The following is a 788-nucleotide window of genomic DNA, read 5'->3' on the forward strand; positions in this document are numbered from 1 at the left end:
GTCGGTGTCGGTGTCGGTGTCGGGAGCTGGCATGCCCCGCTCGTCTCGAGCGATCGGTGCATCTGCCTCATCGACTTCGAAATAGGTGGGTGTCGTATCGAAGAAAAGCAGATCGACTTCGAGGTTCAGCAGGTTGGCGACCTGGTGGAACACCTCGTGCTCCAGCTTCTCGTGCACGTCGTGCAGCCAGTCCATGGCGCGGTAGCACGCCTGCTCGCCGACCTCGGGCAACTGGTCGATGTGCACGTCGCTGGTGATCCAGTCGGCAGCGGCCAGCTTCGAGGACGGGGCCAGTGCCCGGTTGGCGACCAGGCCGAACAGCACCCGTTCGGTGGCCGTTGTGTCACGGGGGCGCCCCCGGCCGGCCTTGCCGAGCCCGTTCATCACCGTGTCGATGTTCAATCGGCGCCACAGGTGATCGAGCACGTAGACGCCGCCGTAAGGCCGTGCCTCCAGGAACGACAACTCCGAATCGGCCGTCACGGCCAGCGCGTCGGCCGGATCCAGCAGCCGGCATAGAGACGCCACCAGCCGAGCGACCGCGTTCTTGTCGAGCTGGTCCTCGCGGCCGAAGCTGAACAGGATCTTCGGTACCGACCGGCCCGCGACCGGATCCCACTCACTGTGTGCCAGGTGCAGATACCGGGTCTGGCCGCTCTTGGTTTTCCGGACCGTCGTCTTCACAAACATGATCTCTAGACGATAGCGGCAAATCCCTGTGATATGCACACCGTTGACCACTGACCGCGTCTCTAGGCCATTCCATCGCCATAAGCTCGATCTAACCC

The 788-nt window shown here is 63.6% G+C and carries 1 pseudogene; it reads right to left on the reverse strand.

The annotated features are described in order from the left end of the window. Window positions 1-690, reverse strand: a pseudogene (locus tag ITP53_RS55600) (IS1634 family transposase); the annotation flags it as partial. Window positions 691-788: the final 98 nt, after the last annotated feature.

The organism is Nonomuraea cypriaca (assembly GCF_015645445.1).
Classification (GTDB): Bacteria; Actinomycetota; Actinomycetes; order Streptosporangiales; family Streptosporangiaceae; genus Nonomuraea; species Nonomuraea cypriaca.